The sequence below is a fragment of the Thiosulfativibrio zosterae genome (assembly GCF_011398155.1).
In the GTDB taxonomy this organism is placed as follows: domain Bacteria; phylum Pseudomonadota; class Gammaproteobacteria; order Thiomicrospirales; family Thiomicrospiraceae; genus Thiosulfativibrio; species Thiosulfativibrio zosterae.
In genome coordinates this window covers 1,046,020-1,061,708 of the sequence record NZ_AP021888.1, presented here as the reverse complement: position 1 = coordinate 1,061,708, position 15,689 = coordinate 1,046,020, and the positions used below count along the sequence as shown (strand labels likewise).

At 43.2% G+C, this 15,689-nt stretch carries 20 protein-coding genes; 11 read left to right on the top strand and 9 right to left on the bottom strand.

The window, feature by feature from the left end; translation table 11 throughout:
* Positions 1-7 precede the first annotated feature (7 nt).
* The 3 genes from THMIRH_RS04700 to THMIRH_RS04690 are packed head-to-tail and all read right to left on the bottom strand — an operon-like array spanning position 8 to position 2,554.
* A complete protein-coding gene (locus THMIRH_RS04700) occupies positions 8-1,294 on the bottom strand; it encodes an MFS transporter (protein ID WP_173291007.1) in 1,287 nt (428 codons plus the stop codon).
* A 7-nt stretch (positions 1,295-1,301) separates the two neighbouring features.
* Entirely contained in the window at positions 1,302-1,757 is a 456-nt protein-coding gene (locus THMIRH_RS04695) for a nuclear transport factor 2 family protein (protein ID WP_173291006.1), read from the bottom strand.
* A complete protein-coding gene (locus tag THMIRH_RS04690) occupies positions 1,754-2,554 on the bottom strand; it encodes an SDR family NAD(P)-dependent oxidoreductase (RefSeq protein WP_173291005.1) in 801 nt (266 codons plus the stop codon). Before THMIRH_RS04690 ends, THMIRH_RS04695 begins: the two co-directional genes overlap by 4 nt.
* A 109-nt stretch (positions 2,555-2,663) precedes the next feature.
* On the opposite strand from THMIRH_RS04690, the gene THMIRH_RS04685 reads away from it, so the two are divergent.
* The 7 genes from THMIRH_RS04685 to THMIRH_RS04655 are packed head-to-tail and all read left to right on the top strand — an operon-like array spanning position 2,664 to position 9,439.
* Positions 2,664-3,992 (top strand): NAD(P)/FAD-dependent oxidoreductase, encoded by a 1,329-nt coding sequence (locus THMIRH_RS04685; protein WP_173291004.1) that lies wholly within the window; start codon positions 2,664-2,666, stop codon positions 3,990-3,992.
* Position 3,993: 1 nt separating this feature from the next.
* Positions 3,994-4,776 (top strand): DUF1365 domain-containing protein, encoded by a 783-nt coding sequence (locus tag THMIRH_RS04680; protein ID WP_173291003.1) that lies wholly within the window; start codon positions 3,994-3,996, stop codon positions 4,774-4,776.
* Entirely contained in the window at positions 4,770-6,008 is a 1,239-nt protein-coding gene (locus tag THMIRH_RS04675; protein WP_173291002.1) for an SAM-dependent methyltransferase, read from the top strand. The genes THMIRH_RS04680 and THMIRH_RS04675 overlap by 7 nt, the downstream gene beginning before the upstream one ends.
* A gap of 2 nt (positions 6,009-6,010) precedes the next feature.
* Positions 6,011-6,571, top strand: a complete 561-nt coding sequence (locus THMIRH_RS04670) for a DUF3833 domain-containing protein (protein ID WP_173291001.1) — start codon at positions 6,011-6,013, stop codon at positions 6,569-6,571.
* A complete protein-coding gene (locus tag THMIRH_RS04665; RefSeq protein ID WP_173291000.1) occupies positions 6,568-7,092 on the top strand; it encodes a chalcone isomerase family protein in 525 nt (174 codons plus the stop codon). Before THMIRH_RS04670 ends, THMIRH_RS04665 begins: the two co-directional genes overlap by 4 nt.
* Entirely contained in the window at positions 7,089-8,537 is a 1,449-nt protein-coding gene (locus tag THMIRH_RS04660; protein ID WP_173290999.1) for a cryptochrome/photolyase family protein, read from the top strand. Before THMIRH_RS04665 ends, THMIRH_RS04660 begins: the two co-directional genes overlap by 4 nt.
* Positions 8,538-8,596: 59 nt before the next feature.
* A complete protein-coding gene (locus THMIRH_RS04655) occupies positions 8,597-9,439 on the top strand; it encodes a MerR family transcriptional regulator (RefSeq protein WP_173290998.1) in 843 nt (280 codons plus the stop codon).
* A 73-nt stretch (positions 9,440-9,512) separates the two neighbouring features.
* Here the strand turns inward: THMIRH_RS04655 and THMIRH_RS04650 are convergent, their stop codons facing one another.
* On the bottom strand, positions 9,513-9,965 hold the full coding sequence (locus tag THMIRH_RS04650; protein ID WP_173290997.1) for a PAS domain S-box protein: 453 nt from the start codon (positions 9,963-9,965) through the stop codon (positions 9,513-9,515).
* A gap of 276 nt (positions 9,966-10,241) precedes the next feature.
* Between THMIRH_RS04650 and THMIRH_RS04645 the strand changes: the two genes are divergently transcribed.
* From THMIRH_RS04645 to pdxH, 4 genes are all read left to right on the top strand, one after another.
* Complete coding sequence (locus THMIRH_RS04645) at positions 10,242-10,778, top strand: peroxiredoxin (RefSeq protein WP_173290996.1); 537 nt, start codon at positions 10,242-10,244, stop codon at positions 10,776-10,778.
* A 218-nt stretch (positions 10,779-10,996) separates the two neighbouring features.
* On the top strand, positions 10,997-11,947 hold the full coding sequence (locus THMIRH_RS04640; protein ID WP_173290995.1) for an alpha/beta fold hydrolase: 951 nt from the start codon (positions 10,997-10,999) through the stop codon (positions 11,945-11,947).
* Positions 11,948-11,951: 4 nt separating this feature from the next.
* Positions 11,952-12,143 carry a CPXCG motif-containing cysteine-rich protein gene (locus THMIRH_RS04635; RefSeq protein WP_173290994.1) on the top strand — a complete coding sequence of 64 codons (192 nt, stop codon included), beginning with the start codon at positions 11,952-11,954 and terminating at the stop codon, positions 12,141-12,143.
* Positions 12,143-12,802 carry a pyridoxamine 5'-phosphate oxidase gene (gene pdxH, locus THMIRH_RS04630; protein WP_173290993.1) on the top strand — a complete coding sequence of 220 codons (660 nt, stop codon included), beginning with the start codon at positions 12,143-12,145 and terminating at the stop codon, positions 12,800-12,802. The genes THMIRH_RS04635 and pdxH overlap by 1 nt, the downstream gene beginning before the upstream one ends.
* 91 nt (positions 12,803-12,893) lie before the next feature.
* Here pdxH and THMIRH_RS04625 read toward each other — a convergent pair whose 3' ends face one another.
* From THMIRH_RS04625 to THMIRH_RS04605, 5 genes are read right to left on the bottom strand one after another with little or no spacing between them, the layout of a single operon-like run.
* Positions 12,894-13,331, bottom strand: a complete 438-nt coding sequence (locus tag THMIRH_RS04625) for a hypothetical protein (RefSeq protein WP_173290992.1) — start codon at positions 13,329-13,331, stop codon at positions 12,894-12,896.
* A 33-nt stretch (positions 13,332-13,364) separates the two neighbouring features.
* The gene (locus THMIRH_RS04620) at positions 13,365-13,895 is read right to left on the bottom strand and encodes a CIA30 family protein (RefSeq protein ID WP_173290991.1); all 531 of its coding nucleotides are present in this window, start codon (positions 13,893-13,895) and stop codon (positions 13,365-13,367) included.
* Entirely contained in the window at positions 13,892-14,326 is a 435-nt protein-coding gene (locus tag THMIRH_RS04615) for a DUF3429 domain-containing protein (protein WP_173290990.1), read from the bottom strand. Before THMIRH_RS04615 ends, THMIRH_RS04620 begins: the two co-directional genes overlap by 4 nt.
* A 3-nt stretch (positions 14,327-14,329) precedes the next feature.
* Positions 14,330-14,818, bottom strand: a complete 489-nt coding sequence (locus tag THMIRH_RS04610) for a cryptochrome/photolyase family protein (RefSeq protein WP_173290989.1) — start codon at positions 14,816-14,818, stop codon at positions 14,330-14,332.
* A complete protein-coding gene (locus tag THMIRH_RS04605) occupies positions 14,815-15,636 on the bottom strand; it encodes an FAD-binding domain-containing protein (protein ID WP_173290988.1) in 822 nt (273 codons plus the stop codon). Before THMIRH_RS04605 ends, THMIRH_RS04610 begins: the two co-directional genes overlap by 4 nt.
* Positions 15,637-15,689: the final 53 nt, after the last annotated feature.

Sequence of the window (15,689 nt, the reverse complement as noted above, 5' to 3'; positions counted from 1 at the left end):
TAACCGTTTATAAACTTTTAAACCGCTGCAACAATCCCATCGCCCAAAGTTTTAAAACAATGGGCAACCCGGCATATAACCCTAGCAACACCCAATCGGTTGAGAGTTCTAAACTTTTCCCCCAATCATACAAAGGCAAGGCCAAACCAGCCGCTAAGGCTAAGGCGAATTTGGTGACCATGCCCCATAATCCAAATAAAAAGCCCGCCCATTGGGGTTGCTGCTGCGCCAAATCGGCTTGCATAGATGCTGGCATGGCCAAATCAATCCCTAAACTTAAGCCAGTTAAAATACAAATCAGCATAAACCCTGAAAAGTCGCTCGGGTCTAGCCAAAACACGCCTATAAAACTAAACCCTGCCAACCCCATCGATAACTGCCAACTAAAGGCCTTGCCCCAGCGTTTAGAAATTTGCAGCCACAGTGGCAAAGCCAAAACGCCTGACAAAAAATACACCAATAAAAACAATCCCTTGTCGGCATCCAGCTGCAGATAATCCGCTACAAAAAACACAAATAAGGTGGCAGGCAAGGCGTTTGCCAGATTATTGAGCAGATAAATCGGCAAAAGTTTTAACAGGATAGGTTGTTGCTGCAGAATAGTGCGCAACACAGCGACTGGATTAGGTTGAGCTTGCCTATCTTTAGCAACGAATAAACGCGGGGTTGAAAGGATCAAACTAAAACCCGCCAATCCCAGTAAGCCGACAAATACCCAAAACAGATTTTGAAAGAACGCTAACTCGGTAAACGACTGTTGTAATAACAGAGGTAACAATAAAACGCTCAACACACCGACTATCGCCAAACCTTCTCGACTCGCTGATAGCCGACTTTGGCTAAAGGTATCATCGGTTCTTTCTGAGGCCAGCGTTAAATAAGGCACCTGCACCCAAGTCCAACCCAAGTAGGTGACAAAACTCCAAAAAACGAGTTGCCAACCACTGACCGCTTCAAGGGATTGTGCGTAAAAGCCCATTGGAAAAAATAGCTGATAAACGCCCAATATTAAAAGCCCAAACCCACTCAACACTTGCCAAGCGCGCGGCACTTTTGCAGTTAAGGCATCACTCCAGTGGCCAATCAAAGGGTCTGTGAGTACATCGGTTAGGCGCGCAGCCAATAACGCCATGCCAATAATCGCCAAACTTAACTCCGTGTTTTGCTGATAATAAGCTGGCAAATATAAATACAGCGGAATGCCCAACATGGCCAAAGGCCAACCCAGTGCGCCATAACCGAGGAGTTGCCAACGGTTTAATATGGATTTAGACACAGACACAGGCGAAGACATTTAACACTCAACCCTGCTGAGCACTGAGTTTTTTGGCAACCCAGCGTACGCCCCAACCCAGCAACGGAATCTTGGCATAAATGGCGGCACCTGCATCCCAATAATCGATGTGCTCAATCACTTGATGCTGTTCGTTAAAGACAATGCGGCTCAGCCCTTCTAGAGTTTGCGGTTGCACTTGCCCTTTAAGTTGAAAATGAAAGTGCCAGTGAATATAACCAACCATACCTTTTTGGGCGGTATGCGTGATCACAAAATGCGGTGCATCTAGGGTGGCATACATATGTTCAAAAATGCCCATGATTTTTTCTAATCCCACCACCTCATTAAATGGGTCTTTAAATTTGGCTTGTGGCGCGAACACCTGTGGCAAAGTTGTGTGCAGGTTTTCAGGCGTAAGCGCGGCAAAAACCTGAGCATAGTTGTCTAAGGCAGCTTGAAAATCTGCGGGCATAATAGTCATTTTTTTAACATTCCTTGCGTAATTTTGAGCGCCCAACTTTTGGGCAAGCGTTTAATCGTGCCCAACACCCATGCCAAATTCCATGGAAAACGATGTTCAAATTTGTGTGAGTCTAAGGCGGCTATGATTTTCGTGGCCGCCGCTTCGGGCGTCATTAACCCCAGCATGGCAAAATCATTTTTGGCGGTTAAGCGCGTTTGCACAAATCCGTGATTCACTACTTTTAATGCAATGCCAGCTTGCTTAAGCTCTGGGTAAAGCGATTCTGCCAAGTTTTGTAATGCTGCTTTGGGCGCCGAATACCCGCCACCATAAGGCAACCCAAAGTCGCCAGCCAAACTGATATTCCACAGCCATTGGGGTGACAATTCTCCAGCCGCTTGCGCCTTAAACTTTGGCAGCAGTCCATGCATGATATATACAGCACCCAAATAATTAATGGCATTCATCTGCTCAAAGGCATCCACATTCCATTCATCTATGGTCATCGGAATATAAGCGCCAGCATTGTAAATCCAAGCATCAAAACCCCCTAAAAATGACCAGGCCTGGTCAATTTTGGCAGGCAAATCGTCTTTTTGCGTGACATCTAAATTCAATAAAAACAATTGCGTTGGGTAATTTTGCTGTAATGTTAACAAGGCTTCGTGCTGTTCGGCAGCCCTAGCTGACACAACCAGTTGATGATTGGCCCCTAGAAGTTGTTGAGTCATCGCCAAACCGATTCCCTCTGAACCGCCCACTAACCAAATGCGACGCCCTGATATTTGGGGATTCGTTAACTGGGTTGTTTTCATAAAAACCTTCCTTTTTGCGAATCTTTTCAATGATTGTATAACTTTTTAGTGGATTGATGTATAGTTTTTGTATAGAATAAAATTTCATTTAAAGCATCAGGAGTTTACCATGCCATCCAACCCAGTTAAAAATACCCCACAACCTCGCAAAGTGGCTGTGATTGGTTCAGGCATCAGTGGTTTAAGTGCTGCTTGGTTTCTCAGTCAACAACATGATGTCACCCTTTTTGAAAAAAATGCCAAACTTGGTGGTCACACCAATACCAGTTTTTTACAACTAAAAGATAAAGTACAACCGGTTGATACCGGTTTTATTGTGTTTAACACGCCTAACTACCCCAACCTGACAGCATTTTTTAAACACCTTGAAGTTGAAACGCAAAATACGGATATGAGTTTTTCAGTGAGTGTGGATGGTGGACACTTAGAATATTCTGGCAATAACCTCAATACCTTATTTGCACAGCGCAGTAATCTTTTGTCGCCCAAACACTGGGGTATGCTTAAAGAAATTTTGCGCTTTAATCAACAAGCCAAGCAAGACCTCAATAGCATCACGCCGCTCACTTATACGTTGGGCGACTATTTGCTGATGCACCAATTCAGTAACCATATGCGTGATAATTATTTATTGCCCATGGCGGCAGCAATTTGGTCTTGCCCAACCGAAACCATGTTGAAGTTTCCGGTGGGTAGCTTTTTAAGATTTTTTGAAAACCACGGTTTACTCAATGTAGAAGACAGACCCCAGTGGGAATCGGTTAAGAATGGTTCTCAGCAATATATTAATAAATTGCTGGAGCTTAATGCCTTTGCTATCCAGTTAAATCACCAAGTTAAAAAGGTTGAAAAAACTGATTTGGGTTTGAGCGTTTATTTTACCAACGACCATCACGAAACCTTTGACCATGTCGTGTTTGCCTCGCATGCCGACCAAACCTATGCAGCCTTAGATGACAAAATCAAACCCGATTTTAATTTATTGGCGCATTTTAAATACCAAGAAAACATTGCCTACCTGCATTCTGACCTAGACCTGATGCCAAAACGCAAATTGGCATGGGCGGCTTGGAACTATTTGCGGGATACCAAAAGCGCACAAGACAAAGTGGCAGTCACCTATTGGATGAATCTATTGCAAAACTTTGAAACCGAAGTACCTTTATTGGTCACTCTAAACCCCAACACACCACCCGCTGAAAGTTTGACCCACGAGCGCTTGGTGTATGAACACCCTGTTTTTGACAGTGCGGCCATGCGCGCTCAAAAACAACTCTCAGCCATTCAAGGCAAGCATAACCTTTGGTTCTGCGGTAGTTATTTTGGTTATGGCTTCCACGAAGATGGGCTCACCAGCTCGGTCAACTTAGCACGCCTTTGGGATTTACATTTACCCTGGGAAACGGACATTAAATCATCACAAGCTAAAAGAGCCTAAGATGTCCAGCGCCCTGTATTTTGGACAAGTGATGCATCAGCGTTTTGCGCCCATGCAATACCAGTTTCGTTATGGTGTCGTCAGTTTAAAAGTGGATATCGACACCATCGAACAAGAAGCCCAAAATACCCAGGGTTTGTCTTTAAACCGCTTTAATTTATTCAGCGTGCATTTTAAAGACTATGGTGCACGCAACGAGCAGCCTTGGCGCGCATGGGCAGATGCCCTGCTCGCCAACTATGGTTTACCAAAACCCGCCGCACGCATTGAACTGGTGTGTTTTCCAAGGTTTTTGGGGATTACTTTTAATCCACTTGCCATGTGGTATGCCTACAACGCACAAGACGAAATGGTGGCGGTGATTGGTGAAGTGTCTAATACCTTTGGGCAATGGCATCATTATGTGCTGTGCGAAAAGGGGCTGCCCCTTAAAGAAGGCATACGCGCGCAAGCCACCAAGGTGTTTCATGTGTCGCCTTTTATTGGTATGGATTGTCGTTACGAATTTCGCTTTTTTAAACCGGCTGAAAGATATCAAGTGGGCATTTACCAACAAGAAAATAATGCCCCAGTGCTCAATGCCATTCAGGTGGGCAAAGCCAAACCCTTAAACGCCAACAACCTTATATTAGCGGCCCTTAAATATCCGTTTAACACGCTTAAAGTGCTGTGGATGATTCATTGGTGGGCGCTCAAAATTTGGATAAAAGGTGGAAAATTTCATAAAACCCCTGCGGCCTTGGCCGAGGTTAATTACAGTCACACGGAGATGAAGTCATGTTAAAAACGCTTTCACAGACCAAAGCCAGCTGGCTAGAACGCTTGGTACACCCCTCGTTGATTAAAAAGTTCATATTAAATTTGCCTTTTAAACACATTCAAACAGGCTCGATTACCCTCAGTTTATATGGTGAAACCCATCGTTTTGAAGGCAAAGAATCTGGTCGTCATGCTGAGTTGGCGATTCACAATCCTTTACGCACCTATTGGTTGCTTAAAACCCAAGGCGAACTGGGTTTTGCACAAGCCTATTTTGAGCATGCGCTGGATACCCACTCACTCTACCAATTGATGCATTTGGCCAGCGACAATCAAGCAGTTTTTAACAAGCTTCTATCCAATAAAGCCTTAAACCTATGGCAACTTTGGCAACATCGCTCGCGCCATAACTCGGTTCAAAACAGCCGTAAAAATATCTCGTATCACTATGATTTAGGAAACGATTTTTACAGCCGTTGGTTAGATAACACCATGTCTTATTCCAGTGCTATTTTTGATAACGAACACACCACGCTTGAAGCCGCACAACACCGCAAATATCAACGCCTGCTGGATGCCTTAAGGATTGAAGAAGGCGACAAGCTGTTAGAAATTGGCTGTGGTTGGGGCGGACTGATGGAAGCCGCTTTGAAAAGAGGCGCTCATGTCAAAGGCCTAACGCTTTCAGAAGAACAACAAAAATATGCCATTCAGCGCCTAGAGTCGCAAGCCGATGAGTCGCACTTTGAAGTGGCATTGCAAGATTATCGCCACGAAGCGCAACAATATGATCACATTGTCAGTATTGAAATGTTTGAAGCCGTTGGCAAAGAATATTGGCACAGCTATTTTGAGCAGTTACAAAACTGTTTGAAACCGCATGGTAAAGCGGCTTTGCAAATCATCACAATTGACGAAAGCGTAGCGGACAGCTATCAAGCAGATGTCGATTTTATCCAAACCTATATTTTCCCTGGCGGCCTATTACCCAGCCTAACGCAATTGCGTAATCTTGCCACGCAACATGGTTTTTGGGTAGATGATGTCTATGCGTTTGGCCAAGATTACGCCAAAACCTGCCAACTTTGGAAACACGATTTTAATCAGCAAGGTGAGATGTTACAAAACATGGGATTTGACCGAAAATTCCAAAAAATGTGGAACTACTACCTTGACTATTGCACGGTTGGTTTCGAAACAGGTCGTATTTCCGTGCACCAGTTGGTGCTAAGCAAAATGACACCTGAGAGTAAATAGCCATGAAAGCTTTATTTAAATGGACGCTGACAGTTCTACTGCTCAGTTTAACCGCGGGATGCAGCAGCATGAAAATTCAAGACTATGCTAACGAAACGCCCAAACTGGATTTGTTTGCATTTTTTAATGGTAAAACTCAGGCTTGGGGTCAATTCCAAGACCGCAGCGGCATGGTATTGCGTCGTTTTACGGTGGACATTACTGGCACGCTCTCAGCGGATAAAACTCAACTCATCCTCGATGAACAGTTTTTATACAACGATGGCGAAAAACAAACCCGTGTTTGGACCATTAAACAGACCCAACCCAATCAGTTTATCGGTACTGCAGCCGATGTGGTTGGCGAAGCCAAGGGACAGTCGGCTGGTAATGCACTCAATTGGGCATATGTACTGGATCTGCCTTACAAAGACAGCAGTATTCATGTTAACTTTGACGATTGGATGTATCTGCATGATGATCAAACCATGGTCAATCGTGCCGCTGTGACCAAATGGGGATTTAAGGTTGGCGAAGTGACCTTATTCTTTCGCAAACCTACGCTCGAGAATTCTGCGCCATGAAACGCCTACCTTGGCTTTGGCTAGGTGTATGTTTATTCAGCTCAATGAGTTGGGCTGAAAGCACTACGCCTGCCAAATGGCAAACCCTTTCGCAAGGCACCGCCACTTGGTTATTTATGGATATTTACCAAGCCAAACTTAAAAGTAAAATGTCCTTAAAGGCCAACTTTTTAAGTAATGAACAACCTTTGCAGTTAGAGTTATGTTATTTCAAATCGATTAGCCCTGATATTTTGATAAAGGGCGCAAATGAAGTATTGCCTGACAACTTATCGGTCGATTTACAAGCAGCCGTCAACGGACTTCACGCCAGCTATCAAGCGGTCGAACCCAATGACTGTTACCGCCTCAGCTATGAAAATGGCATTACACAATTACAACTCAATGAGCAAACGGTCTTTACCACGAAAACCGCTGGCTTTAAAGCGGTGTATTTTGGGATTTGGTTGGGTGAAAACCCACTGTCTGCGTCCCTAAAAAAAGAATTGCTTAACCTCAAAACGCCACGAGAAAACACATGACAACCCTAGTTTGGTGCCAAAGAGAACTGCGTTTACAACATCACTTAGGGCTGCAAATGGCGCTAAAACAACCAGATCTGGTTATTTTTAGCTATTTTCACGACCCAAAACTCACTATTGGCGGCACAGAATCTGCCAACAGCTTGTGGCTGGCAAAAAGCTTGCAAGCCCTGCAAACGGATATTCAAAATCTGGGCGGTGCTATTTGGATACACGAAGGTGACTTTGCAGAGCAGTTTACTCAACTGCTAAAAACCCATAACATTACTGAAGTGATTTACAGCTTTCAACCGGGTGAACCCTTTGTCACCCAGCAAAACTTAGCGCTGCAAATTTGCCAAACACATCAAGTCAAACTCACACCGCTCTATTCCGAGTTTTTAATTGAGCCAAGCCGCTTTAGTAATCAACAAGGCAAACCCTATTTGGTGTTTACCCCTTTTTACAAAGCCCTCATGCAACGCCAAGACCAATGTCACACACTCGATGCCGCCATTCCTGATTTAAAAGCTACGGCACAAATCCCTGTGCCTGAGTCTGCCAAACATTTGCCCCAAAGTTTACAAGCCTTACTTCAAAAACCTTGGGCTCAAAAACTACTTGCGCACTGGGACATCAGCGAAGCCGCTGCTTGGCAACAAGCCGATTCTTTTTTAGCCAACTCGGTACAAAACTATGACACCGATCGTGATTTCCCGGCAATCGATGCCAGCAGTCGTTTATCGCCCTATTTGCAATTTGGCCAAATCTCGGTCAGCGGATTATTTACAGAATGCCAAGCGCGTATTGCCAATGGCAGTTTAAAAGCCGAAGCCGTGCAACCTTGGATGCGCCAACTGGTTTGGAAAGAGTTTGCCCGCCACTTGCTTTGCTGGTTTCCGCATGCTGAAACCCAGCCATTTCAGGCCAAATACAACGCTATGGATTGGGCAGATGCCGATGAAAACACCCAGGCCTGGCAACTCAGTCAAACGGGTATTCCGATTATCGATGCCGGCATGCGCGAACTTTGGGCAACCGGCACCATGCACAATCGATTGCGAATGCTGGTCGCATCGCTCTTAACCAAAAACCTGCATCAACATTGGCTGTTGGGAAAAAACTGGTTTGACTTTACTTTGTTTGATGCCGACCCTGCCAATAATGTCATGGGCTGGCAATGGGTCGCTGGCTGTGGCGTGGATGCAGCGCCCTATTATCGATTGTTTAATCCGGTGACGCAAAGTGTCAAATTTGATGCTGAGGGACTTTATATTCGCCGTTGGGTGCCAGAGTTGAAGAACTTATCCAATAAAGCCATACATGCACCTTGGGAACACACCCAAGAATGCCAAATGAAAGGCATTATTTTGGGTAAAACCTATCCAAAACCGATTGTTAATCTCGCTGAATCTCGCCAAGATCATTTGGCGAGGGTGCAATCGCTTAAAACCCCAATTTGCTAAAAATTCTGAAGTTGTCTAAGATATGCATAGATATTTACCCAACCAATTGAGCGCCGCCTATGAAAGCTAATGATGCCCTTTACCCCATTCGTGAAATTTGTCGAATTGCTGGTGTTAATCCCATCACGCTGCGTGCCTGGGAAAGACGCTATGGTTTGATTGAGCCGATTCGCACAGAAAGCGGTCATCGCCTTTATACGCAAGAGCATATCGACCAAATTAAAGCCGCGATTAAATTGACAGAACAAGGCATTCCCATTAGCCAAGTCAAACAACTCTTGGTTAACCAAAACGCCCGTAATCCGCTTACCACCAATATTGAAGAGTTGGATTTGATTGCACAAATCAAACAAGTTCTCAGTGAATATGATTTGGCAAAACTCAGCAATACCCTAGATTTACTGTTTGCAGATGCGGATGAAACCACCTTAAACCACAATTTGCGTATATTGGTATTAGAAACAGGAAATTTATCCAGAGAATATTTAGCTTTACTGGAAACCCAATTGTTACCCAGACTTTACACGCGCTTGCGATTTGCAACCCGCCATTTGTCGTTAAGCACTTGTCGAAAAATTTGGCTCCAACCCGATAGCAGCAATACCTCAGATGAAATTTTACTGCTCTTAGTTGCTTTATATTTTGCCCATCAGGGCATTTACCCAGTGTTGCATCTACTGCCTGAAATCGACAACCAAGCGCTATTTAACGGCTTGCAAAAATTGCGCTGTGAAGGGATTGCCGTTGTGGCCAATCAAAAGCCGCTGAATGTCACCCTATGGGATATTTGGACCGACTCGCATAAATCCCTAGAGTTCTATTATTTTGTAAATGAAGATCCCGTCATAGATTTAGACAGAAAACTACAATGCCACTACTTTAATTTAAATCAGGTTTTTTAAGACCTATTTTTCAAATGCCCAAAAGCAAAACGCCCTCAATTGAGGGCGTTTTTGTTTAAATTAAAACAGTTGGTTATTGATTGTTCAGTTGCGCTTCTAAGCGTGCAATTTTCTCGTTAGCGGCATCTAAGGCTTCTTGTAACAAAACCTCTTCTGTCACATCCTTTTGAATACCAATGTAATAGGTCAACTCATCAATCTCATCAAAAAATGGCGTTACGCTTAGTTCATTCCAAAACACTGAGCCATCTTTGCGATAATTTTTAAGAACGGTTCTCACGGGTTTTTGAACATCAATCGCAGAACGAATGGTTTTTACAGCATCCTGTTCAGTATCGTCACCCTGTAAAAAACGGCAATCTTGATACAAGATTTCTTCGGCTTCATAACCCGTTAACTGCTCAAAAGCAGGGTTTACATAAATTAAGATGGTGTCTTGACCTTCTTTTTCTGCAACGACGATGCCTTCTTGGGCATTTTCAACCAATTGCAATAATAAGTTGTTTCTTAATTTGGGGTCTTTCATCGGATTACTTATGCCTTTCTCGATCAAACAAAAACTAAACTCATATTACCCGCTTGAATTGAGTTTGGTCAAGCAAGAAGTCACGAAAAGGGCGCTTTTTGAACCTAAAACCGCGTCTAGGTGTAAAGATTATAAACACCTATGATTATTAATATTTATTTATCGCTTTAAAATTATACAAGACTTTTACAGAAAGCCGCCCGCTTATGTATAATTAAAGCAACTTTTAACTCTCTGTCTTTTTAAACCAATCCTCTCAAACAAGGCGATATTTATATGAAACACCTATGGTTTACTTTTATAGCTGGTCTACTGACCTTTTTATCTCCCATGAGTTATGCGCAAGATGATCTGCAAGAAGGCGACTTAGCTCCTGTTTTCAACTTACCCAATCAAAATGGCACAACCATTTCCTTGAGCGACTTTAAAGGCCAATGGGTGGTGCTGTATTTTTATCCCAAAAATGACACCCCCGGCTGCACCACCGAAGCCTGTAGCTTTCGTGACAATATTAATCGCTTGATTGCTCAAAAAGCCAAAGTCATTGGGGTTTCTTTAGATGACCAAGCAAGCCATCAAGCCTTTAAGCGCAAATATGAGCTGCCCTTTGACCTATTGGCTGACACGCAAGGTAGCGTAACCGGCAGCTATAATGCTTTGATGGACTTAAAGTTTATTAAGTTTGCTAAACGCCAAAGTTTTATCATTAATCCAGAAGGTCGCTTGGCTAAAATTTATCGCTCGGTTGACCCATCGCATCATGTGCGTGATGTCATAGAAGATTTAAAAGCATTACAAGCCAGCCATTCATGATTTCTCCAAGTTTGTGATAGGCCGCTGCGCGGTAAACCTATACAAAAGCATTACAATTGGAATTGAGATAGATTATGTCTCAGTTTTAAGAGTCTCTTGTGAGCCCCTACTGATTTAAACGCTCAGTCGGGTGTCCCCTTACCAGGACAGTCTCACAAGTTTATGGCCATCCCCATCTCTCTCTTTTCGGGGATGGCATTTTTTATTCGAGTCTTTCAATGAATTCATTCTCTTCCCGCCTTATTCAAAACTGGCTGATGCTGTCATGGCTAATTTTTTATTCAGCCATCAGCCAAGCTGGTTTTACAACCCCAGCGTTAACCATACAAATGCCTTCACAATCAACCATTCAGTATCATGCGATGGGTCAAAAAGAGCATCCTGTTGCCTTTATTTTAGGCGGTGGTCCAGCGTTTAGCAGTTGGAATTTAGAACCCATTCAACAACAAGTCGCCGATATGGGTTTTTATGCTATTTTGATGGATATGCAAGGCATAGGCGAAAATGCCTCGCCTTTAAATGGGCCTATTCTACCGAGCTGGATTACTCAAATTGCAGCGGTCAAACAAAGCCTTGCACCCAACCAATCTGTGACCTTAATCGGCCACTCTTGGGGCGCACTCATGGCCATGCTCTATCAAAGAGCTCATCCTGATAGCGTCAATAAACTGATTTTGCTCAACCCAGTTGATCCAGAAAAAAAGGCCATGGAACATTTAACCACCGAAATAGACCAAAGAAACACCCAAGAAACCTCTGATAACACTTCCCTTGAAGAGGATTGGGACAATAGTGTTCCGGAAAACATTGATCTGAATAAAATCACGCTACGACAAATACAACAGGTTTTACCCACCTACTTTTATGATTATCAACTCGGCTTAAAATATGCCCAACAATTCAGTGCGGCGGATTTTAATATCGATTTAAATGTCAATACCTGGAAAGAATATGATGCCAACCCGATTAAATACCACCAGATTTCCGCTGAGTTACCAAAATATTTCATGGACTGCACACAAGACTACTTAATGCCCTATAATTTAAAAGCCATGCAAGCGCATTGGTCCTTTCAGCAGGTGGCTGTTTTTGAGAAATGTGGGCATTTTCCTTGGATAGAAAGGCCAACGCTATTCACCACAACACTCAAGCAATTTCTAGAGGATTAAAATCATGTTAAGAGCGAAAACAGTGCAATGCCCCTATTGCTGGGAGCAAATTGAAATTATGGTCGACCCAACCCTAGAAGAACAAGACTACATTGAAGACTGCTCAGTCTGCTGCAGCCCCATCCATTTTAAAATTCTGTTAGACGAATACGGCCACCCACAAGTGCAAGCCTTAAGCGAAAACGAGGACTATTGATGAGCAAAGATTCGGTTCAACTTAACCTACAGGAACTGCGCCGTTCTTATCTCAAAGGCGGTTTGAATGAAGATGAAATGGATAGCAATCCTTTCAAACAATTTGCCAGTTGGTTTGAACAAGCCCAACAAGCCGATTTGATTGAACCCAATGCCATGATTGTTGCCACGGTAGATACGGATGGTCAACCCAGTACGCGTACTGTGTTATTGAAGTATTTTGATGAGCAAGGGTTTGTGTTTTTTACCAACTACACCAGTCAAAAAGCACAAGATATCGCTCAAAATCCTAAAGTGGCTTTGCAGTTTTTGTGGTTAGATTTGGAGCGTCAGATCAAAATCTTAGGCACTGCTGAAAAAATTTCGACCACGGAATCCATGCGCTATTTTTTAAGTCGCCCCAAAGGCAGTCAGATTGGCGCTTGGGTGAGTCGTCAGAGTGAAATTGTGTCGTCCAAAGATCTATTGAAAATGCAATACGAAAAACTCAAACAGAAGTTTTCACAAGGCGAAGTACCCTTCCCAGACTTTTGGGGTGGCTACCGTATTCGCCCAACCAAAATAGAATTTTGGCAAGGCGGTGAAAACCGCTTACATGACCGTATCGTCTATACCCAACAAACCCAAGATGACTGGGTGATTTCTCGTTTAGCGCCTTGAATTTTTAAGTATTTCCAAACAAAAAAGTCCCTAAATTTAACCAGGCCTGGTTAAATTTAGGGACTTTTAAATGGTCGTTAACTTTAAAAAACTACCAAGATTCTTCTCGTGTCAGCTCTAAATACTCTTGAAAACCATCTGACCAGGCTTGTTGCACTTGTTCTGGCACATCGGCCTTTTGCCAGTAAGGGTTTTTGCTGTAACGCAACTCCATGCCTCGGGCAATGAGTTGTGCAGGCAATAGCTCTTGCGCACAAACGCGTCCTGCTTCATAGGCTTGTTCAACTTGGTATTCTAAGTTGGCTTTTTCAGCGAGTTGTTGCAGGCGAATATTGGCACCTTTGGTTTGGGCAAAAGCTTTTTGAATCGCCACCCAAGTGTCTTGCTCTGCTTCACCGGCTTGCACTAAAAAATCACGACAGGATACTTCTACATCAAAGCCATACAAATGTGCCAAAAGGTAACGCAATTTTTTTGCCATGCCATAATCGGCTTCCATTAACTGAAAATGCTTGACGGTTAACGCCATATTGCCCCCACTACTCTCTTAATTAATTGTCAGCTAAACGCTGATGGTTTTGTTTTTATAAAAGCCCAAGCTTCTTACACAAACATCGGCTTCAAACTCTCGACCAATCGCCAGCAAGCCTAAGCGCTTTAATTTATGCACATCCAACTTGGCAAAGGTTTTGTAAGACTCAAAATCGGTAAATGGCAAATAAATACGCTGCCATTGTGGTGTCACCTTAAACGATTGGCGAAAAGATTGCCAAGGCAACCATAACTGGGTGGTGCGCAAATGCACACTGTATTCTTGCGAGTTACCCAACACTTCTAAATACAAACCATCAAACCCTTGCGCATTGTAGACTTCGCCATCGTTAAAGGCTTGCAAATCCAGCTGCATTTGAATAAATCCACCATTATTGGCTAGGCTCACCTGCCCTTCTAAACAGGAACATCCAGACTCATTGCGCTCTGCTAAAGTGACCTTGCCTTGTGATTGACCGCCCATAACACCATCGGAAACAAATCGCCATTGTGCGGGTTTGTTAAAGTCTTGATTATACAACTCGTGCAATTCGTGACTCATAACCCCAGACTTCCCAGCAATAAACTAAGTGCGGCTACCCAAGATAATTGGGTGCGCAATTTAAAAAAAGCATAATCATAAGCGGCGGTGGTAAATCTTTTTTCATAAAGCCACAGGGCAATAAAACTAAAGGCCGCAATGCTTAAGGCTAGCGGTAAACTAAGCCCCATGATTTCGGCTTCTATCAATACTAACCAAGGCCATAACATGGCAAAAACCGACACATACAAGGCATGCTTAGGTAAGCGATAAACCAAGCTGGCCATCCAAATCACACCACCCAAAAAACTCAAAATCATGGCCGAATAATTCAGCAATAAATGCCCCAACAACTGCTCATCGAGCTGCCAAGGGGTTAGCCAAATTAACAGGCTTAAGCCCACAAATGGAATCAAGCCCCCATACCCTAACCAGTGATGTTCTTTGAGCATTGTCTACTCCATAACCACCGATTTGTGTGCAAATCCGGTGATTTTTGTTTGACCAAACAATTGTTGTTCGGCTTCTTTCCAAAACTTAAAAAACCCAAACGGCATTTTGCCATCATAAATAACCAACTGGTTTTGTTTGAGTTTATGCACAAAGTTCCAGCGGTCGTAATTAAAGCTGGGATTTTCTGGCGTCACGATTTTTAAATCTGGGTTTTGTTTATAAAGTGTCATCAACACTTCATGGGTTTCACCCTTAATCACCAGCAACTCTTGCTCTTTAAAATCTTGCAGACATTGCCAAATAAAATACAAACGCTGTCTTGAAAAAAAGCCTTGTTCAAACAAGGTTTCATCCCAAATAAACAAAACCCCATCCGCATCATCAACTTTGCTAAAAATATCATGATGCGGATTCAGTTGATTGGCTTGCAGCCAAACGAGGGTTTTGATTTCTCCCTTGGTAATTTCGAGCGGTTTAGCCGATGTTTTCATACCGCGATCCTTTCTTGTAAGTGCGGAAACAAGCGTTTTTTCAATTCGTCATAACTGCCCACTAACGGATAGTTATCCGCGCCAGATAAGTTCAAGCCTTCACCGGCAAACTTTTTAACATTATCCAAATTGAAAATATAGGGTTTACTACTGCCGGTGCTGGCAACCCACTGCCAAGAATAATTATTAGACGCTAAATTACCATCAATCAAATAACTCAACATCCACTTGGCGCCAGTTTGCCATTTAACGCGACGCCAATGCACCACATAAGAAGCCAGGTATAAGCGTGCGTGGTTGTGCAAATATCCTGTGGTTTGCAAGGTACGAATAAACTGGTTAATAACTGCAACATTGGTTTTACCCAACAAGATGTCTTGTGGCATTTTATCGCTGTATTCACTGGCTCTGAAACCCGTTTTGTAGGGCTCCATATCTTGCCAAATCAACTTAGGGTCTTCTTGATATTTCTTTTGGAAAAAGTCGCGCCAACTGAGTTGTTGCAAAAAATGATAGGCATGAATGCGGTCATCATTGGTATCAATAAAGCCCAAAATGGCATGAGGTTCAATTAAGCCATGCTCAATATAAGGCGACAAATGACTCACTGCACCATCCATGTGATTGCGTGTTTTGCCATAGGCTTGCCAGTTAAGATTTTTTAAACGACGCTGAGCCTCATCAAAGCCGCCATTAAACGGTGCCGGCTCAAAGGGGGTATCCTCTAAAATCCAATCAAGAAATTTTTCTTGGCTTGAACGACCATTCAGGCGGACTTTATCAATTTTGCCCGTCACGCTGAGTTCAAAAAACTGCATAAAACCTCCTAATTAACACCTTTGGAATGTTGGTTTAACACTATTGTAAATTA